The following is a 19,552-nucleotide window of genomic DNA, read 5'->3' as shown; positions in this document are numbered from 1 at the left end:
GCGGGGGTGGACAGACGAAGCGAAAATCATTCTATTTTCTACTTCTGGTCCTCTCCCAACTGTGTGGGGATGGACAGACGAAGCGAAAATCATTCAATTTTCTACTTCTGGTCTACTCCCAATTTAGTTTTCTAAAAACAAATAAACAGGCAACCGAAAATTACGATTGCCTGTTGTGAATATTTTTAAAGAGTTTCGTTTAAACCAAATCATGATTGTAGTTAGAGGTTAAGCCTTAACTTGAAGTATATCGTCAATTATCATTCGTTTTTCTACTTCTGGCCCATTCTCAACTTTGTAGAGGTAAACAGACCAAACAAAATCATTTGAATTTCTACTGTTGGTCCACTTCTAAAACCGATTTAGAAAACAATCGCTAAACTATAAAAAATACTAAAAATTAATAAAGCGGTACTCAAATAATTAATTTTATTTTGACGTTGTTTTTCATTATCTACTTGCACAATAGCAGGAATAATACTGAATAATGTAATGAAAACATAAGCAATTTGTGCTAAAAAGTAAGATTGGCTTGGTAAAGTGAAATAAACGCCAGCAAATATGGCTACAATCGCTAATCCAATGCCGGTCCAATGATACAGTGTCGATTGTTTCTTTCTAGTAATTAATAAATAGCGTAAGTGATTGATTTCAATCGTGATGCCTGCTGTAATTAACGCAAGAGGAATCAATAACAGTAAAAAATTGGTAGTGATACTCGTCGTTTGACTATAGTATGCTACCGTATTTAAAATAAAAGCATTAAAAAAGATGGTCAAAATATATTGATAAAATGTATTCACAATTGGAAAAGGTATATATTGAAAATGAATATAGGCAATATATAAAAGTAACAGTAAATTAATAATCCAGTTATTTCTTAAAATAAAAATAACCGATGTGATGATTAAAATACCTTCACAAACATATAAGATAAATTCAGGTGTACTTTTGTGATTCCGTTGTACATTTCGCTGGTGAAAATAATGATCAATTAATTGTGAACTGACAACTATCACAAATAGTAAAAGAGCATTTATCCAGTTTGGTGATGCAGCTGAACTCAACCCCACGATTGTTCCAACACCAATCAAAGTAAATGGTGCTAAAAAAATCTTGACAAGGGGGTTTTGTAACAACTTGATAAAAGTAGTCATAAGTAACAAATCCCTTCTGAATATCGACATAATTTTATAAAAAGCTATTCATTATCTCTATTTTAAGTTATAATCGATAATGTTACAACTCAAAATTCCCGATAGGGTTCACTTTCTTCAAAGTGAAAATGCCTTGTAACCAAAATGAAATAATGGGGGAAAGAAAAATGACAGAAAAAAGATTATTTACGTCAGAATCAGTAACCGAGGGACATCCAGATAAAATTGCCGATCAAATTAGTGATGCGATTTTGGATGCCATTTTAGAGCAAGATCCAAATGCTCGGGTTGCGTGCGAGACTGCGGTTAATACCGGTTTAGTATTAGTGTTTGGAGAAATTACTACTTCTGCGTATGTTGATATCCAACAAATCGTTCGTCAAAAAATTGATGAGATAGGATATAATAAACAACAATATGGGTTCGATGCGAAGACTGTAGCGGTATTGGTCTCACTAGACGAGCAATCACCCGATATTGCTCAAGGAGTCAACAATGCGATTGAAACCCGTGATCAAGATTCAGAAATCGAAATCGGAGCGGGTGACCAAGGATTGATGTTTGGTTATGCTACGGATGAAACACCAGAATTAATGCCACTTCCGATTTCACTTAGTCACCAATTAGCATTAAAATTAGCTGAAGTTCGTAAATCAGGCGAGTTAAATTATTTAGGACCAGATGGCAAAACACAAGTCACCATTGAGTATGATGAAACGGGAGTAGCGCAAAGAGTCGATACTATTGTCATATCAACGCAACATACAGAAGACGTGACTTTACAACAAATTCATGATGATGTGATTGCCCATGTCGTCAAACCGATTATTCCGTCTGAATTATTAGATGATGAAACGAAATATTTTATCAATCCAACCGGTAAATTTATTATTGGTGGCCCAGTAGGTGACTCTGGCCTAACAGGACGTAAAATTATTGTCGATACATATGGTGGTTATGCACGACATGGTGGGGGAGCTTTCTCAGGGAAAGACGCAACGAAAGTCGACCGCTCAGCCAGTTATGCCGCTCGCTATATTGCGAAAAATATTGTAGCAGCTGGTTTAGCTAAGCGTTGTGAAGTCCAACTGGCCTATGCGATTGGGGTGGCCGAACCTGTTTCGATTTCAATTGATACCTTTAATACCAGTGAGATATCAGAAAGTAAATTAATTGCTGCTGTTCGCTCAACGTTCCGCTTAACGCCGAAAGGCATCATCGAAATGTTAGACTTATTACGACCAATTTATGATCAAACCGCAGCTTATGGACATTTTGGTCGTCGTGATATTGAATTACCTTGGGAACAAACAGATAAAGTAGAGGCTTTAAAAGCAGCTATTAACGCATAACATAAAACGTAGACTAGATAAGGGGATGGTACTTTATCATAGTCTACGTTTATTTTTCATTTAACTTTTTCGATTATTAATAACATGGGTGGCTGATTTTGTTGATTAATAAATTCATATTGTAGGACTTGGTATTCTTTTTGAGACCATGTCGATAAGGTGTCGAATAATTTTTGCTTTTCAATCATACCTGCTGGATGCCCAGAATAAATCACTAATAAAATCTGACCTCTTTTAACTAATTTTTCGGCAATTTGTTCAATAGCCGATAGCGTACTAGGAAAATGAGTGGTAATATCATGGTCACCACCAGGTAAATACCCTAAATTAAAGATAGCTCCAGCAATGGTTGGTTCGCTTATGATCTTGTTTATTTGATCATGGCTCTGCTCTATTAAACTGACTAGTTGGTATTTTGGATGCGCCTCAAGTTTTGCAGTAGAATTGAGAATGGCTTGTTTTTGAATATCAAAGCCATAAACATGTCCTTTAAAATGAGGTTGATTGATTATAAAATGAGTATCATTGCCATTACCTAAGGTAGCATCAATATAAGTTCCATTAGGGAAACGTTGAATTAAATCTGCTAACAATTGATGGCTAAAGTGTAAAGCATTTTTCATAACAACTCTCCTCGTGTTTCAATTATATTACAATCATTAAGCTTTAACGATAAATCATCGGAATCCCTATAATTATAACTTAATTTGAGTTAGAATAAAACATGAATATAATTTAGGAGGCGAATCGAGTGCCAGTTCAATCTAGACGCGTTACAGTAAAGAAACAACAGAGAAATAAACAAGTTGAACGAATGAAAAAAATTCGTAAAGCTTTTAATACTGGATTAATTATGTTTTCAACGGCAGCATTTATTGAATCCACAACGAAGCCATCTAATGTTATGGCTCAAACGACATCTAATACACGATTAAGTAAGAGTGAATTTTTAAACCTTGTCACAGATAGTGCTAAGAAAATTGCCGCTTCTAATGATTTATATGCATCTGTTATGATCGCTCAAGCCGTATTAGAATCTGGATGGGGAAATTCTACCTTAGCAAGAGCGCCATATCATAATTTATTTGGGATTAAAGGAAGCTCATCTGATAATACCGTTAATATGGACACTTTAGAAGATGATGGTACTGGCAATTATTATGTAGCCAATGAAGCATTCAAACGTTATGATGATTATGCCGGCTCATTACAAGATTATGCTAATATTTTAACAGGGGATAATGGTGCCAATAGTTGGCGCTATAATTATTATTTAGGGGCACGTGTTAGCCAAACGAATAGCTATCAAGATGCCACTCGCCATTTAACCGGTCGTTATGCGACGGATACTTCTTACGCATCGAAGTTAAACGCGATTATTCAACAAAACAATTTAACTGCCTATGATACAGTAGCTAATCAGTCAAATAATAATCAAAATAATAATAACAACCAAGGTGGTACTGAAGAAAACACGACTAACAATGGTACGACCACCAATTATGTGGTTGAAGCTGGAGACACTTACTGGTCATTAGCGCGTAAATTCGGTGTGGATGTTAAATCATTACAAAATGCGAATAATGCGACGAATGGCAATTTATTTGTAGGTCAAGCGATTCGTATTCCTGGAGTAGCGAATACAGAAAAAAATGAAACGGAAAAAGAAACCACCGTTGAAACGCCAACACCATCTAGTCCAGAATCAACAGCTAATGGTAGCTATAAAGTAGTGGCTGGTGATTCATATTGGCAGTTAGCTAAAAAGTTTGGTGTGAGTGTAGCAGAATTACAAAAATTAAACAACACTACCTCAGCCCATTTATCTGTAGGTCAATCATTAGTTGTTCCTGGACAAAAGTCAGCTGAAAAACCTGCTGAAAAACCAGAAACGTCTAAACCAGAAACGCCAACAACCCCTACTCAACAAGGTCAATATACCGTTAAAGCGGGGGACACCTATTGGTCATTAGCACGTCGATTGGGTGTTAGTGCGGGTGAATTACAACGTTTAAATAATACTAGTTCTTCTAGTTTATATGTCGGACAAAAATTAGTTGTTCCGGGTCAAACGACTCAAGCATCAACTGAAAATAACAGTCCTAAAGAAGAGTCTACTAACTCAACGCCAACCAATACTAAAGGTAACTATACTGTAAAAGCGGGCGATACTTATTGGTCATTAGCTCGTCGATACAATGTTTCCGTTGAAAGTTTAATGGCTCAAAATGGACAAAATTTAATAGCTGGTAAAGTCATTACAATACCAAGTGTAGCAACTACTCAAACGGATTCGACGTCAGTTACAGAAAAAGAAGAAGCAACGACGACACCAGTATCAACTTCCAATGGTAATTATACCGTTGTAGCAGGAGATACCTTATGGTCAATCGCTAGCCGTCACCAAACAACTGTTGGCCAAATTTTAAGTGCCAATGGACTAGCTGAAGGAACGGTATTACATCCGGGTCAAAGTTTAGTGGTTAGTGGTTCAACAGTAGCTAATAATAACACTAGCAATGAACCAACGACGTCAACAAGCACAACAGATACAACAAGCGCAACGACGACCGTAACAGAAACTCCAGCACCAACTACAACTGTAACGTCAACTACTGGTAGTTATACCGTAGTAGCCGGTGATACTCTTTATAGCATCGCAAGACGATCAGGTATCGATGTGAATACATTAATTGCAGCTAATGGTGGCTCAACGATTATTTCTGTCGGACAAGTTATTAATTATTAATAAAATTTTAGGCAATTTAAAAGACAATATCCTTTAAGCATTAACGCTAAAGATATTGTCTTTTTTGTATTGATAAAATAGGGGTGAATGACCAAGCCATTTCTGTCTATTAGTCCAAGAGAACCAATACATATGACCGAGCCATTTCTGCCTATCTCCCCAAGAATATCGATGAGAATCAACAGAGAATTTTCTGTTACCAAAAAGCATAGAGTCTTTTTTAAACGATTACGGCGCTTGTTCTCCATATTTTTGTATGGTTGTAAAAGGTTGGGATTCGATTTTTACATTTTCAGTTAAATTAACACATAGAGGGGCAATTTCAGCCGGTGTTAAATCAAACTCATTTTGAACCCATTCTGTTAACACATTAAACACACTACCGACCACGCCCCGTATCAGATAGCGATCGGTGATATGTTCAATTGGATTACAAAAAACTTGATTTAAATAGTCTAAAAAATGGGGATTTTCTTTAGTTGATAATAATACTTTAGCCGCCTCTTGATGTTCAAAGATAAATTCAAAGAGTGCCACCCAAAATGTTTGTTGTTGATTATCAATTAAGTATTTTAGATTTGATTGGAAAAATTGTCTGAAATAATCATCATAAAGTTCATGGTACAAGGCAGTGATGGATGGATAGTTACGATAATAAGCCATGCGCGAGACACCGGCTCTTTTAGTTAAGGAAGTGACTTTAATTTCTTCGACAGAATTTTCAGCTAAAAGTTGCATTAAGGCTGTTTTTAAAGAATCTTTTGTTAATTGATTTAATTCTTGATTGTTGTTTTTCATAAAATTTACCTCCCTTTAGGTAAAGATGTATCATTTTTTCAAAATCTGTCACAACACAATCAAAATTTATTGCACAAAAATCGACTTGGTGTTACTATTGTAACACCAAGATGATTAAATGTATAGAGGAGAACTATATGAGATTACATAAATTAACCCAACAAGCGATTGAAAGGATTGAGCGAGGCGAATGTTTATTACAAGCTGAAGATTTCGTCAATCAAGAAGCTGCAGCGGGTCAAAGTGACGGCACGATTTTACAACTAGTAGATAATGACAAAAAATTTATTGCGAAAGCTATTGTTGGTCATCAAAATAAAGGCATTGCTTGGGTCTTTACTGATCATGAACGTATTTATTTTAATCAAGATTTTATCGAAAATGTCATTGAAGATGCGATTGAAAAACGCCAAGAATTTTTTGATAGTGAAGAAACGACAGCTTTTCGTCTGTTTAATGGTGAAGGCGATGGTTTAGGTGGCCTCACCATCGATTGGTATGATGGTTTTATTCAAATTAACTGGTATAATCGCGCAGTCTTTGCCGAACGAGCAACCTTTATCAAAGTCTTATTATACTTTTTACCGCAAATTAAAGGCGTTTATGAAACCAAACGGTTCAAACTGATTGAAGCAGAACAACCGATTGAACATACTTATGGCGAGGTAGCGCCACAACCGATTGAAATCTTAGAAAACAATATTCGTTATGCGATTTATTTAGGTTCAGAATGGATGACCGGTTTATTTTTGGACCAACGTGAAGTACGTCAATTTATTCAAAGTCAAGTAGCCGGAGCGAGTTTATTAAATCTATTTAGCTATACCGGTGGCTTTTCGGTAGCGGCCGCTGTGGGAGGAGCTAAGCATACAATCAGTGTGGATGTAGCGAATCGTAGTTTAGAAAAAACGACTGAACAGTTTGCCTTGAATCAGATCGAAGCGCCAACGGAAAATCATGAGATTCGAGTCATGGATGTCTTTGACTATATTCAATATGCAAAACGTCATCAACGAACTTTTGATTGGATTGTTTGTGATCCACCTAGTTTTGCTCGCACGAAAGATTACTTATTTAGAGCAGAAACCGATTATCGTCAATTAGCGGCAGATTTGTTTGAACTAACAGCTCCCGGTGGTTTTTGTGTATTAAGTACCAATCATAGTGGTTACCCTAAAGAACTATTTATGGATGATATGAACCAAGTAGCTCAAGCAGCAGCAGGAGAATATTATTTAATTCAATCATTTGGTTTACCGGATGACTATCCAACGTCTGCTGATGAAGCGAGTCAATATTTAAAAGTCTTGGTTTATTATCGAGCACAGTAGCATAAATGAGGTGAGAAAGTGAGTTATATTGAATTTAAAGATGTGGTCAAAGAATATCATACTGGAGAAGTGGTGACTCGAGCTAATGATGGCATTGACTTTACGATTGAACGTGGCGAATTTGTTGTCATTTTAGGACCATCAGGTGCCGGAAAATCGACTACCTTAAATATTTTAGGTGGAATGGATCAAGCGACCAGTGGTCAAGTTTTGATTGATGGAGAGGATATTGCGCAATATAGTGAACGCAAATTAACCACTTATAGACGTAATTCTGTTGGTTTTGTTTTTCAAAATTACAACTTAGTTCCTAATTTAACTGCTAAGGAAAATGTCGAGTTAATGATCCAAATTGCGAAATCAGGTATGAATGCTCAAAAAGTATTAGAAGATTGCGGACTGGGGCATCGCTTAGACAATTTTCCGGCGCAATTATCAGGTGGGGAACAACAGAGAGTTTCGATTGCTCGGGCGATTGCGGGGCAACCCAAATTATTATTATGTGATGAACCGACCGGTGCCTTAGATTATGAGACAGGAAAACAAATTTTACAGTTATTGCAAGATACATCACGTAACTCCAATACAACCGTGATTGTCATTACCCATAACACGGCAATTGCGCAAATGGCCGATCGCGTCATTGAGATTCGTAACGGAAAAGTAAAATCAGAACGAGCCAATGAACAACCCAAATTAGTAGCGGATATTACATGGTAGGTGAGAATGATGAATAAAGTTATATGGAAAGATAACTTAACAGAAATAAAAAAATCTTGGCCGAGATTTCTATCCATTCTACTCATAATGTTATTAGGAGTCGCTTTTTTTGTCGGTATTCGGGCTACGAGTCCTGCCATGGTAGAAACGGCACGTCAATTTTATGAGCAATATCATTTGCCTGATGGCCAAATTTTATCAACTTTAGGTTTAAATGAGGATGATATTCAATTAATTGAAGAAAAAGGACTCACTGTAGACCCCTTAAAAGCTTTAGAGACCACCTTAAACCCATTATCTGAACGAGTCAAAGTGTATCCTAATAGTAATAAAGATTATTTCTTTGCAGTGGAAGGCGCATTACCGCAAAAAGCAGATGAGATAGCCTTGGATATTAAATATCGTCAATCAGACATAAACATTGGGGATGTCGTTGAATTAGAACAAGTCAGTGCCGCTCCTAAAGAAGATGAAGACACCCATTTGGAGGGGTTACAAGCACCCTATTTAACCCGCACTCAATTTAAGGTGACTGGTTTTGTTGATACACCACTGTATTTTTCAAAAATTAGTCGTGGTGTCAGCAATATTAATGGCTATGTTTTAGTGATGCCAGAAGCGGTTGCAGGCGATATTTATACTGAAGTCCTTTATTGGTCAACAGAAGCCGGTCGTTATCGCGCCTATTCTGACCAATATAATCAAGTGATGGATGATGTCCAAAGTGATTTAGAAGCAGCATTCGCCGAACGTCCAGAAATTCGTCTACAACAATTAAAAGATGACTTGAATTTAACTTTATCAGATGGAGCAAAAGAAATTGATGAAGGCTATGCTGAATTAGCAAGTGCGGAAAAAGAATTAGAATCAGCCAAAGATGAACTTTCAGAAGGTCAATCAAAATATGAATCGGGCAGTGAAGAACTGGCCAAAGGCTATGACGAATGGGCATCCGCCTCTACCAAATTAGCCGATGGACGGAATGAATACCATGATGGCTTAGCAGAGCTTGAAAGTGGTGAAGCAGCTTATCAATCAGGTTTGGAAGAAATTGAAACACAAGAAGAAACACTAAATAATGGTGAAGTCGAGTATCAATCAGGTCTGGCAGAATATCAGTCAGGAGTAAAAACCTTTAATGAAAAAATCAGTAGTGCTCAAAGTGAATTGTCACTTAATAAAGCAAAATTAGATGAAGCCAAAGAGCAACTGGATGCTTCAAAAGCACAATTAGATGAAGGCCTAGCAGCGTTAGAAAGTGGTAAAGCTGAATTAACGAAAGGCCAAGAACAAATGGCTAGCGAATTACAGCAAAAGATTCCGAATTTAGCAGAGAATTTAAGCAACTTAAAAACACAAGCCCAACAAGGACAATTTGATGAGCAAACAAATCAAAAAATATTAGCTGAATCGACGTCTCAAGGGGAGTTAACTGTTATTTATTTACAACAACAATTGACACAGTTGACCAATCAAAAAACCACTCTAGAATCGCAAATTAAAGCTGCTCCCGAACAAATTAAGCAAGTCAATGCCGGTATAGCTGAAGTGGAAGCAGGATTAGCAGAACTTAATGAGCATTTAACACCATTAGCCGAATCTGAAAGTAGTTTAACCGAAGAGTTAGCAACAGTGGAAGCAACGGTCACCGAACAACAAGCAATCGTTGATCAGGCACAACTAGCTTATAACGAAGCAGTGCAAGCGCGCGATGAACAGGCGACTCAATTAGAAAATTTAGATCCAGAATCAACAGAGTATGCGACGGTTGAAGCACAATTACAAGAAGCTGAAGCATTGGTGACGCAGACTCATAATACGCTGACGGCTGAACAAGCAACATTAGCACCGCTTATAACTACTCGCGATGAACTGTCAGCTCAACTAAGCACCATTTCAGAGCAAAAAACGGCGTTAACTAACCAAGTAACTGAGCTAGAAAGTCAAAAAGCAACTTTAGAAGAACAATTGGCGGGACTTAACCAATTAATTAGTCCGGAAACAGCTAAAAAAGTTGAACAATTAGCCGGGGCCATAGCTTCATTACAAACCCAAATTGAAGGCTTACAAGCTGGTCTTCAAGCATTTGCTACGGCTCAAACAGAAATCGCAACGAATGAAGCGACTTTAAATGAAGGACAAAAAGCCTATGAACAAGGTTGGAATGAGTACGCAACAGGTCTTAAAGCCTATCAAGAAGGTAAAGCTCAATTTGATGAAGAAAAGCAAGCAGGTCAGACTGAACTTGACAATGCAAAATCAGAGTTAGCAACAGCCAGAGAAAAAATCGACAATGGTTGGAGTCAACTGAATGCGGGTAAAGAACAATTAGCTTCATCCTTCAATGAATTAGCCACAGGACGAGAAAAATTAGCTACTGCCCTACAGGAAATTGAAGACGGTGAGACTGAATTAGCTGATGGCTTAACTGAACTTGAAGATAGTCAAAAAGAACTAGCAGACGCTAAAAAAGAATTAGAAGATGGCCAAAAAGAGTATGAAGAAAATCTCGCAAAATTTAAGTCAGAGAAAAAAGATGCTTTAAAAGAATTGAAAAAAGCCGAAGCCGATTTGGCAGATGGCCAAAAAGAAGTTGATGACTTAAAAGAACCGACTTATTATTTAAATCAACGTGATAGCTTTGACTCTTATGATAGTTTGTATGATAATGCGAATCAAATTAAGCAGATTAGTACCGTCTTTCCACTCTTCTTCTTTGCGATTGCGGTGTTAGTGACCTTTACAACGATTAAACGAATGGTTAGTGAACAACGCAATTACATGGGGACGATGAAACAAATGGGTTACCCTAACCATGTCATCCTAAGTAAATTTGTGATGTACGCCTTATTAGCCACGGTCATTGGGACAGTCATTGGGATTGAATTAGGGTATCGTATTTACCCACCGGTGATTATGAATGCTTATAATAGTTTATTCCACTTCGATAGTGCGGTAACCGTGCGTTCGCATGAATTGAATGGGTTAGTTGCCTTAATTGCCTTATCCTGTGCCTTGATTCCAGCGATTTGGACGCCATTACAATATTTAAGAGAACAGCCGGCTCGATTATTACGACCAGAACCACCTAAAGCAGGTAAGAAAACCATGATTGAACGCATTGGATTCATCTGGAATCGACTTTCCTTTAATCGTAAAATGACCATTCGGAATCTTTTACGTTATAAAGGACGAAATGCCATGACATTGGTAGGCGTTGCGGGCTGTACGATGTTAATCGTCACCGGATTTGGTATTAGCGACACGATTGATGGATTAGTGGAAACACAATTTAAGCAATTACAACGTTATGATGCGGTATTATATTTAGATGAGGATGCTGAACAAGCAAAAAAAGATCAAGTCATTGATGAAGTGTCCCACCATTCTGAACTCGATAAAACGTTAGAAATTCATTCAGCTAATTGGCAAACCGACACTAATGCAGCGGTGCAAAGCGTTTCGGTTATCGTGCCTTTAGATGATTATCAAGGGTTCTTAGATATTCATGAAAGACAAACACCAGAGCAATTGATTGATTTGAGTCAAGAACAGGGTGCTGTTATTTCTGAAAGATTATCCGAATATGTCAATGTCGGTGTCGGTGATATGCTTCATTTAGTCGATAATGACGGTAATGAAGTAGATATTCCCGTCAGCAAAATTGTAGAAAATTATATCGAACACTATGTTTACCTTTCACCGGAAAATTATCAAACAATCTTTGAGGAAGAACCAACCTTTAATGCCTTATTGATGCAATATGGTGCGAATGCAGATAGTCATCAATTAGAACAAGATTTTTCGGATAAAGAAGCCGTGTTAACTTACTTAAGTTTAGATTCGATAGAAAACAATGTTCAAGAAACAATGGGAAGTTTAAATGTCATTACCTTAGTATTGATTATTTCAGCGGCCGCCTTAGCCTTTGTCGTCTTGTATAATTTAACGAATATCAATGTTTCAGAGCGACTACGAGAATTATCGACAATTAAAGTATTAGGGTTTTATAACCGTGAAGTCAGCATGTATATTTATGATGAAGTATTGATTTTAACTGCGATTGGTTCAGTGATTGGATTGGGCCTTGGTGTTATCCTCAATCAATATATTTTAAAAACAATTCAAATGCCTAATTTATTCTTCTATCCGATCATTAATTGGCCAAGTCACTTGATTTCGGCCGCAATGACCTTCTTATTCTCTTCAATTGTCATGCTCGTAATGCATCAAAAATTGAAGAAAATCGATATGGTAGAAGCCTTAAAAGCAGTAGAATAGTCGCAGAAAATAAAAAACAGTTAGGAAAGCTGAAGATGATTCAGTGACCTAACTGCTTTTTTAATAAAAAAAGAACCGGAGAAACACCGGTTCTAATAGATAGGGATTGGATAGAAAGTTAAGTGAAAGTACTGTTCTTCAATTAAATTTCTCATCCTGCACAAAATAATCTTCTTTACTTGACTAGGGAGTCTAAAAAATGAATTGTTGTGCAATATATTATTTATTAAGTCTGTGATAGGATAATAAAGTTTTTAAAATATTTAGGAGAGAGAGAAGTTTGCTCCTATCACAAGCTTGTCTTTATTATAGGACGAGTAGTTAAAAGCAACTTAAAATTTTGCGTAGATATGTAAAATATATCTGTAACTAAAACAAAAAGTCAAAAATATTGGCATAAAAAGCCAAAGCGAATTATACTAAAGAGTAAGGAGTGAAGTTATGTCAATCAAATTAGCATCATGGAATGTCAATGGCATTCGTTCAGTATTAAATAAAGGCGCCTTACAAAGTTATCTGGAGGAGTCCAACCCAGATATTATTTGCTTACAAGAGACCAAAGCCCAAGAAGACCAAGTGGATTTTGACTTTAGTGAGTTAGGATATTATGAGTATTGGAATTCAGCTGTGCGCAAAGGATATTCAGGCACCGCTATTTTTACTAAGATAAAACCATTATCGGTGACATATGGTATTGGCATTGAAGATCATGACCAAGAAGGGCGTGTGATAACCTTAGAGTTTGCCGATTATTATTTAGTAACGGTTTATACACCGAATGCGAAACGGGACTTGACTCGGTTAGATTATCGTCAACTTTGGGAAGATGATTTCCTCGCTTATTTAAATACTTTAAATGCGATTAAACCGATTGTATTTTGTGGGGATTTAAATGTTGCTCATCAAGAAATTGACCTAGCAAATCCTAAAACGAATACTAAAAATGCTGGTTTTACGATTGAAGAACGCACTAAATTTTCACAAGTCATCGAAGCTGGATATGTTGATGTGTTTCGTTATCGTAACCCAGAAGTGACCGGTGCTTATACATGGTGGAGTTATATGAATAAAGCACGTCAACGTAATGTTGGATGGAGAATTGATTATTTTGTCGTCTCACCAAACATTATTGATCGTATCCATGATGTCAAAATAAGACCTGAAGTAATGGGCAGTGATCATTGCCCAATCGAATTAGAGATAGGAGAATAATTATGTCAGTTTATAAATTATATTATGATTCAAAAGATGCCGTTTCACAAAAATTCATTGATGAATTAGAAGCACAAGGTGTTGAATATGAAAAAGTAGATGTCAGTGAGTCAGAAGCTAATCGTCAAGAGTTTGAAGCCTTTAAAGCCCGTCGTATGGAATTTGAACCCTTTAAACAATGGGGACAATCTGGACTGCCAGCAGTTTTATTACCCAATAACCGCATTATTTTTGAGTTAATTGACTTAAATGGAACCTCTTGTTCATTAACACCAAGAGATTGAGGGAAGTGTAATGCAGACTGACTTAGAAAAACGTGTCATAAAAGTAGTTGGAGCGGCCATTATTCACGATGGGAAACTTTTAGCAATGCAACGTAGTGAAAAAATGACTCTAGCTGGATTATGGGAGTTCCCCGGAGGCAAAATAGAAAAAGGGGAATCTGAAAAAGAAGCGTTAATTCGTGAAATACAAGAAGAATTAGCACTCGAGATTGAAGTGGAAGAAAATATTACCACAACAGCATATGAATATGATTTTGGGATTGTCAAAATGAGTACTTATCGAGCTAAGATGAAATCCGAGCATTTTGTATTAAAAGAACATGCCCAATATCGTTGGTTATCACCGAACGAAGTCATGACCATAGAGTGGGCACCCGTTGATATTCCTACCGCAAAAATATTAGAAAACAATTATTAGAAAAAACAGTAAGTGACTGAAAATAATTCAGCTTCACTTACTGTTATTTTTATTTATGAATGAGATATCGATAGAGCGCATAGCTCACTTTTTGCTCTAAGTTTAAAGTCATGGTGACCACTGGTTTATTAGTTAGCGGCATTTTAGTTTCTTGAGCAGACCCTTTTTCATATTGCACCGGTCCTAAATAATAGAAGTCTGCGCCTTCAGCATCTTCTTTTTTTACAAATAAGTGCAAAGCGATTTGACGTTGTTGACTTTCAATTATTTTTTGGACTTCGGGTGAACGTAGTGTTCTATCGGGTTTTGTATACCAGTGAAACTTTTGTTCATTGATAAAAGCATCGTGATAAAGTGTCGTTTTGTTAGTGATTTCGTCTTTATGATAGGTGACAAAAATCGGACAAGTTTGATGCTTTACTAAATAGCCATACATGGTAGATGAATCATCGGAGTCCCAATAAAGGAGTCGGCAAACATCAGCTCTAGAGTATTTTTCGCCAATTTTTAATGCACCAGGTAAGTATCGGTCATTTCTCATTAAACCTGTATCAATAATATCTTGAACTTGTTGAAGCACATTCGTATTAGTTAATACTTGGGCTATTCTCTCGGTCAATTGGTAGCCGGTTGGGTGCACTTCAATAATAGGATGGCTATATTTAGCACTTTTATTCGATTTATAAAACTGAAGTGTTAAAATACGTTCGATTGATTTTTGTCTTTTTGAATTCCATTCTATGCCATGTTCAGCTAATAAATCAGCAAACTGTTTGAAAGTTATCTGCTGATGGTCCATTAGACTCTTAATTAATAACAACTCATCTTTTCGTTTTCCATTAGCCAATTCCAAACTTAAAAAACATAAAAATTTATCTTCATCGGCTGTTAATGAGATGCTATCCTTTTTTTCAAATTTATTAATTGCTTCTACAAAATGCTTAAATCGTTCAAAAAAGACAATGGGGTCAATAGAATCATAATAGATAAAATCATTTAGTCTAGGAATGCGTCCTAATTTTTGTTTCATTTCCATATATTTTTCTCTTAGTATACCGAGTTTGGATAAGTTAGTTTTTTGAATTGAATTAAAGACTTGTTCTTTCGCAACTTCCTCAAAATTAATGGTAGTAATCCCACTTACTTGATTACGATTAATCAGTTTACGTTGGTAATTGTCTTTATTCATTGATTGATCACCGAATAAAGCGATTGGGATTAGAAAGTTATTTGAATAGTTCCCAATAAAGTCTATCACCGTGACAAATTCTTTCTCAGGATATTTTCTTAAACCTCGTCCCAATTGTTGCACGAAGATAATACTTGATTGAGTGTTGCGAAGCATTACCACCTGGTTGACGCTCGGAATATCGATCCCTTCATTAAAAATATCCACTGTTAAAATATATTCATAAACGCCCTGTTCTAATTTTTCTACTGCTGCTTGTCGTTCTTCTTGTGTATTTTCACCGGTTAAGGCGATAGTCCGCTTTCCCTTAAGGTTTAATTTATTCGAAAGTTCATGCGCTTCAAATTTATTTGAACAGAAGATTAGCCCTTTTGTCGCGACACCTGCAATAGAGTAGTAATTTATTTTGTCCAAAATATGTTCAACACGTTGGTCACTAATAAGAATATTTGTATTGGTTTTATCATTGATTAACTCACCATCGACATAAATATCTTTAACACCATAATACATAAAAGGACACAACATATTTTCAGCTAAAGCTTCTTGAAGTCTTATTTCATAAGCAATATTATAATCAAATAATTCATAAATATTAAATTCATCCGTTCTTTCAGGTGTGGCTGTCATGCCCAGTAAAAAATCAGGTTCAAAGTGATTTATTATTTTTTGATAGGTTGGAGCACCAGCTTTATGAACTTCATCAATTAATATATAGTCAAAGGTATTGCTAGCAAAACGATAAAGATTTTCATCTCTTGATAGCGTTTGGATAGTAGCAAAAACAAAGCGATGAGAACCTAATGTATCACCAGAGCGATAGATAGTGGCTTCATTATCCTCAAAAGCTAAAACTTTTTGATAATCTTTTAAAGCTTTTTGCAATATTTGTTCGCGATGAACGACAAATAAAAAGCGGTCTGGTTGAAATTGCTTGACATCAAAAGCGGATAAATATGTTTTTCCGGTTCCGGTCGCGCTAATCACTAAAGCGCGTTTTGCACCACCCATTCGTACTTTTCGCAAACCTTGAAGGGCAGCATTTTGCATGTCATTAGGAGAGATATCTGTTTTAAACGGCGCTAATTCTTCTTCGATAAGATCGGGTCGCTTAGTTGTGAAAACTTGGTTTCTAAATTGACTATATTGTTCAATTACCGATTCATTTAATTCTACAGAATCATCCCATAGTTGGTTGAACTCCTGTTGTGTTTGATAGAGTAAGTCGCCATTTTCAGAAGAAGTTAATTTGATATTCCATTCATAATTGATTTTCATAGCTGTATGCGTAAGATTACTACTTCCGACAATCGCCACTTGTTCTAAACCATGATTAAAAATATAACATTTTGCATGCATATTTTTGCTTTCTTTGGTTATTCGCACCTGTACATTTTTAAGTTTAAGTAATTCACGCATCGCATTGGGGTCATTAAAACCTAAATAAGGAGAGATTAATAATTTCCCTTTAATATTTTTATCAGCTAAATCTGCGAGTTGTGATTTTAACATTGCTATCCCAGCTTTGGAAATAAAAGCGACTGAAAAAGCAAAAGATAAGCATTTGTCTAATTCTTCTTGAATGTCTGTTAAGACATATTGACCAATCTCAGATTTGTTGAGAATTAATTTTGGTGAATAGATTCCAGAAGTAAATTGATTTGCGTCAATAAATCCATAATGGATTGAAGAACTCAGTTCTTGAGTAAATAAATTTTGATCATTCGTCATACAAGCACCATCCCAATTCACATAGATATAAATTCATTATACAATTTATTACACTTACTTGCAGCAAATAAAACGTTGCATCAATAACAGTTTTCCGCCAAGGGGTCTTACAACAATCGCTTAAAATATTGTGATAAAATAAGAATAAAGAAATAATATGAAGGCGGTGCATTATGTTAAAAGATAAATTATTTACATTATTAGAAGAAAAAGAAGCACAGATGATTCAAGACCGTCGTTGGTTACATGAACATCCAGAATTATCTTTTGAAGAGAAAGAAACTAGCGAGTATATTGCGAAGTTCTATGAAGGGAAAGATTGTCAAGTTGAGCGTAGTATTGGTGGTTATGGGATTAAGGTAACGATTGACTCAGGTAAACCGGGCAAGACATTAGCGTTAAGAGCGGATTTTGACGCTTTGCCGATTGAAGAAGCGACTGGTTTACCATTTGCTTCCAAAAATCCTGGGGTGATGCATGCTTGCGGTCATGATGCCCATACTGCTTATATGTTAAGTTTGGCAGATGCATTAATTGAAATGAAATCGGAACTGACTGGAAAAATTATTATTATTCATCAACCCGCAGAAGAAATGCCGCCTGGTGGCGCTATTCAAATGATTAAAGATGGTATTTTAGAAGGTGTGGATAATGTATTAGGTTGTCATGTGATGAGTAAAATGCAGTTTGGTAATATTTATTATCATGAAGGGCCAACTCAACAAGCACGCGCTAAATTTATTATTAAAGTTCAAGGAACAGGTGGCCATGGTTCCTCACCACATGAAGCGAATGATGCGATTTTAATTGCTAGTCAATTAGTCGTGACATTACAATCGATTGTTTCTCGTCGTATTAATCCTTTCGATGCGGCATCCATATCAATTGGTTCTTTTGATGGGAAAGGTCAATTTAATATTATTAAAGATTCAGTGACGCTTGAAGGCGATGTGCGCTGTATGTCTGATGAGAATCGTCAACTTATTGAACAAGAAATCCAACGCTTATGTGATGGACTAGCGAAAGTGTATCATTGTGATATTGAGCTTGATTATCAAAATGATTATCCAGTCTTGATGAATAATCCGCAGTTGACTCAACAAGTTGTAGCAGCGATTCAAAATGCTGAGATTCAAGAGGTCAATGAAATCTTAGATGGTGGTCAACAAAACCCATCAGAAGACTTTGCTTATTATTCAATCGAGCGACCAAGTTGTTTCTTTTATATTGGAGCGAGTCCTAAAGGCGAGGCTTACCCACATCATCATCCTAAATTTGATATCGAAGAAGGTTCGATGTTAATTGCAGCCAAAGCAATGGGAGCCGCTGCTTTAAATTATTTTGGTTTAGAATAGTAAGAGGTACCATATGTTAAAGTTAATGAAGAAATTTCCTGGCGGCACTTTGTTGATTCCAATGCTGATTTCATCCATAATTGGGACTTTCTTTCCTAAATTATTTTTAATCGGGGGACCAACTGAAGCGTTATTCTCAGGTCAAGGTTTAAACTTTATTTTAGGTAGCATTGTGATGTTATCAGGCTGTAGTTTGAATTTATCCTCCATTGTCCAAGTGTTTAAACGATACGGCATTATTTTAAGTGCGAGGCTTCTGTTTAATACAATCGCCGGTGTTTTGTTTGTTAAATTATTTGGTCTTGATGGTGTCCTAGGTTTAAGTGCGATTGCCTTTATTGTGGCCATTACGTCGATGAATCCATCACTTTTCTTAGCTTTGTCTCAAGATTATGGTGATGAAGTCGATCAAAATGCCTTTGGACTTTTAGCTGCTGTCTCAACGCCAATTGTTCCGATGTTTATTTATGGTTTAATCAGTCCAACTCCATTAGATTATATGTCGTTGGTTTCGATTGTCATACCTTTGATTATCGGCATCGTCATTGGTAATTTAGATAAAGAGTTAGGGGCTTTCTTAACGAGTGGCATGGGCTTGATTATTATTTTATTAGGGTGGTCTGTTGGTGCTAAAATCAATTTGCTGGATGCCACTAAAGCTGGACTGCCAGGTATCTTGATGGTAGTTTTATATTATCTGTTAGCGGTATTGCCAGTGATGGTAGTTGAAAGAACCGTATTGAAGCGCAAAGGAATTTCGAGTATCGCCATTTCAACAATGGCGGGATTATCAGCGAGTGTGCCTTTGATGATGATTGAAAATAATCCTGAATTGATTCCTTATAGTGGGGAAGCGGCAGCTGTGGTGACATTAGGCGTGATTGGGACGGCTATTATTTCACCGATGTTAATTAATTGGTTAGATAAGCGAACAACCTAAATTAATGGCTCTTTGTCAAATGGTGTGGGTCACGG

The 19,552-nt window shown here is 36.4% G+C and carries 14 protein-coding genes and 1 riboswitch; of the genes, 10 read left to right on the top strand and 4 right to left on the bottom strand.

Annotated features, from left to right (window positions below):
• Window positions 1–362 precede the first annotated feature (362 nt).
• Window positions 363–1,157, bottom strand: coding sequence for a hypothetical protein (locus HMPREF2811_RS04300; protein WP_066126881.1), 795 nt, complete (start codon window positions 1,155–1,157; stop codon window positions 363–365).
• A 77-nt stretch (window positions 1,158–1,234) separates the two neighbouring features.
• Window positions 1,235–1,327, top strand: a riboswitch (SMK box riboswitch).
• Between HMPREF2811_RS04300 and metK the strand changes: the two genes are divergently transcribed.
• Window positions 1,325–2,509, top strand: coding sequence for a methionine adenosyltransferase (gene metK, locus HMPREF2811_RS04295; protein WP_071408248.1), 1,185 nt, complete (start codon window positions 1,325–1,327; stop codon window positions 2,507–2,509). Its footprint overlaps the riboswitch before it by 3 nt.
• Before the next feature lie 56 nt (window positions 2,510–2,565).
• Here metK and HMPREF2811_RS04290 read toward each other — a convergent pair whose 3' ends face one another.
• On the bottom strand, window positions 2,566–3,132 hold the full coding sequence (locus HMPREF2811_RS04290; protein WP_071408247.1) for a tRNA 5-(aminomethyl)-2-thiouridylate-methyltransferase MnmM: 567 nt from the start codon (window positions 3,130–3,132) through the stop codon (window positions 2,566–2,568).
• A gap of 128 nt (window positions 3,133–3,260) precedes the next feature.
• Here HMPREF2811_RS04290 and HMPREF2811_RS04285 point away from each other — a divergent pair, with 128 nt between their 5' ends.
• Window positions 3,261–5,258, top strand: a complete 1,998-nt coding sequence (locus tag HMPREF2811_RS04285) for a LysM peptidoglycan-binding domain-containing protein (RefSeq protein ID WP_071408246.1) — start codon at window positions 3,261–3,263, stop codon at window positions 5,256–5,258.
• 228 nt (window positions 5,259–5,486) lie between these two features.
• Here the strand turns inward: HMPREF2811_RS04285 and HMPREF2811_RS04280 are convergent, their stop codons facing one another.
• Window positions 5,487–6,056 (bottom strand): TetR/AcrR family transcriptional regulator, encoded by a 570-nt coding sequence (locus HMPREF2811_RS04280; RefSeq protein WP_066126660.1) that lies wholly within the window; start codon window positions 6,054–6,056, stop codon window positions 5,487–5,489.
• Between the two features lie 137 nt (window positions 6,057–6,193).
• Between HMPREF2811_RS04280 and HMPREF2811_RS04275 the strand changes: the two genes are divergently transcribed.
• From HMPREF2811_RS04275 to HMPREF2811_RS04250, 6 genes are all read left to right on the top strand, one after another.
• Window positions 6,194–7,387 carry a class I SAM-dependent rRNA methyltransferase gene (locus HMPREF2811_RS04275; protein WP_071408245.1) on the top strand — a complete coding sequence of 398 codons (1,194 nt, stop codon included), beginning with the start codon at window positions 6,194–6,196 and terminating at the stop codon, window positions 7,385–7,387.
• Window positions 7,388–7,405: 18 nt separating this feature from the next.
• Window positions 7,406–8,107 carry an ABC transporter ATP-binding protein gene (locus HMPREF2811_RS04270; protein WP_071408244.1) on the top strand — a complete coding sequence of 234 codons (702 nt, stop codon included), beginning with the start codon at window positions 7,406–7,408 and terminating at the stop codon, window positions 8,105–8,107.
• A 9-nt stretch (window positions 8,108–8,116) separates the two neighbouring features.
• Window positions 8,117–12,388, top strand: coding sequence for an ABC transporter permease (locus HMPREF2811_RS04265; RefSeq protein ID WP_071408243.1), 4,272 nt, complete (start codon window positions 8,117–8,119; stop codon window positions 12,386–12,388).
• Window positions 12,389–12,835: 447 nt separating this feature from the next.
• Window positions 12,836–13,600 (top strand): exodeoxyribonuclease III, encoded by a 765-nt coding sequence (locus tag HMPREF2811_RS04260; RefSeq protein ID WP_066124570.1) that lies wholly within the window; start codon window positions 12,836–12,838, stop codon window positions 13,598–13,600.
• 2 nt (window positions 13,601–13,602) lie between these two features.
• A complete protein-coding gene (locus HMPREF2811_RS04255; protein WP_066124566.1) occupies window positions 13,603–13,884 on the top strand; it encodes a hypothetical protein in 282 nt (93 codons plus the stop codon).
• Window positions 13,885–13,894: 10 nt separating this feature from the next.
• A complete protein-coding gene (locus HMPREF2811_RS04250) occupies window positions 13,895–14,302 on the top strand; it encodes a (deoxy)nucleoside triphosphate pyrophosphohydrolase (RefSeq protein WP_066124564.1) in 408 nt (135 codons plus the stop codon).
• A gap of 49 nt (window positions 14,303–14,351) precedes the next feature.
• Here the strand turns inward: HMPREF2811_RS04250 and HMPREF2811_RS04245 are convergent, their stop codons facing one another.
• The gene (locus tag HMPREF2811_RS04245; protein WP_066124562.1) at window positions 14,352–17,222 is read right to left on the bottom strand and encodes a DEAD/DEAH box helicase; all 2,871 of its coding nucleotides are present in this window, start codon (window positions 17,220–17,222) and stop codon (window positions 14,352–14,354) included.
• 173 nt (window positions 17,223–17,395) lie between these two features.
• Between HMPREF2811_RS04245 and HMPREF2811_RS04240 the strand changes: the two genes are divergently transcribed.
• Together HMPREF2811_RS04240 and HMPREF2811_RS04235 are read left to right on the top strand one after the other, a co-directional pair.
• On the top strand, window positions 17,396–18,577 hold the full coding sequence (locus HMPREF2811_RS04240) for an amidohydrolase (RefSeq protein ID WP_066124560.1): 1,182 nt from the start codon (window positions 17,396–17,398) through the stop codon (window positions 18,575–18,577).
• A gap of 13 nt (window positions 18,578–18,590) precedes the next feature.
• Window positions 18,591–19,517 carry a 2-keto-3-deoxygluconate permease gene (locus tag HMPREF2811_RS04235; RefSeq protein ID WP_066124558.1) on the top strand — a complete coding sequence of 309 codons (927 nt, stop codon included), beginning with the start codon at window positions 18,591–18,593 and terminating at the stop codon, window positions 19,515–19,517.
• The last annotated feature ends 35 nt before the right edge of the window (window positions 19,518–19,552 follow it).

Source organism: Globicatella sp. HMSC072A10, from assembly GCF_001811625.1.
GTDB classification, from domain to species: domain Bacteria; phylum Bacillota; class Bacilli; order Lactobacillales; family Aerococcaceae; genus Globicatella; species Globicatella sanguinis.
Note: the sequence above shows the minus strand (reverse complement) of the source record. Positions and strands in the feature narration are given on the sequence as shown.

Excerpts from the sequence above, each read along its gene's own strand:
- HMPREF2811_RS04275 (WP_071408245.1), top strand. The coding sequence starts at position 6,194 with ATGAGATTACATAAATTAACCCAACAAGCGATTGAAAGGATTGAGCGA.
- HMPREF2811_RS04300 (WP_066126881.1), bottom strand. The coding sequence starts at position 1,157 with ATGACTACTTTTATCAAGTTGTTACAAAACCCCCTTGTCAAGATTTTT.
- HMPREF2811_RS04280 (WP_066126660.1), bottom strand. The coding sequence starts at position 6,056 with ATGAAAAACAACAATCAAGAATTAAATCAATTAACAAAAGATTCTTTA.
- HMPREF2811_RS04290 (WP_071408247.1), bottom strand. The coding sequence starts at position 3,132 with ATGAAAAATGCTTTACACTTTAGCCATCAATTGTTAGCAGATTTAATT.
- HMPREF2811_RS04235 (WP_066124558.1), top strand. The coding sequence starts at position 18,591 with ATGTTAAAGTTAATGAAGAAATTTCCTGGCGGCACTTTGTTGATTCCA.
- HMPREF2811_RS04245 (WP_066124562.1), bottom strand. The coding sequence starts at position 17,222 with ATGACGAATGATCAAAATTTATTTACTCAAGAACTGAGTTCTTCAATC.
- HMPREF2811_RS04240 (WP_066124560.1), top strand. The coding sequence starts at position 17,396 with ATGTTAAAAGATAAATTATTTACATTATTAGAAGAAAAAGAAGCACAG.
- metK (WP_071408248.1), top strand. The coding sequence starts at position 1,325 with ATGACAGAAAAAAGATTATTTACGTCAGAATCAGTAACCGAGGGACAT.
- HMPREF2811_RS04255 (WP_066124566.1), top strand. The coding sequence starts at position 13,603 with ATGTCAGTTTATAAATTATATTATGATTCAAAAGATGCCGTTTCACAA.
- HMPREF2811_RS04265 (WP_071408243.1), top strand. The coding sequence starts at position 8,117 with ATGAATAAAGTTATATGGAAAGATAACTTAACAGAAATAAAAAAATCT.
- HMPREF2811_RS04250 (WP_066124564.1), top strand. The coding sequence starts at position 13,895 with ATGCAGACTGACTTAGAAAAACGTGTCATAAAAGTAGTTGGAGCGGCC.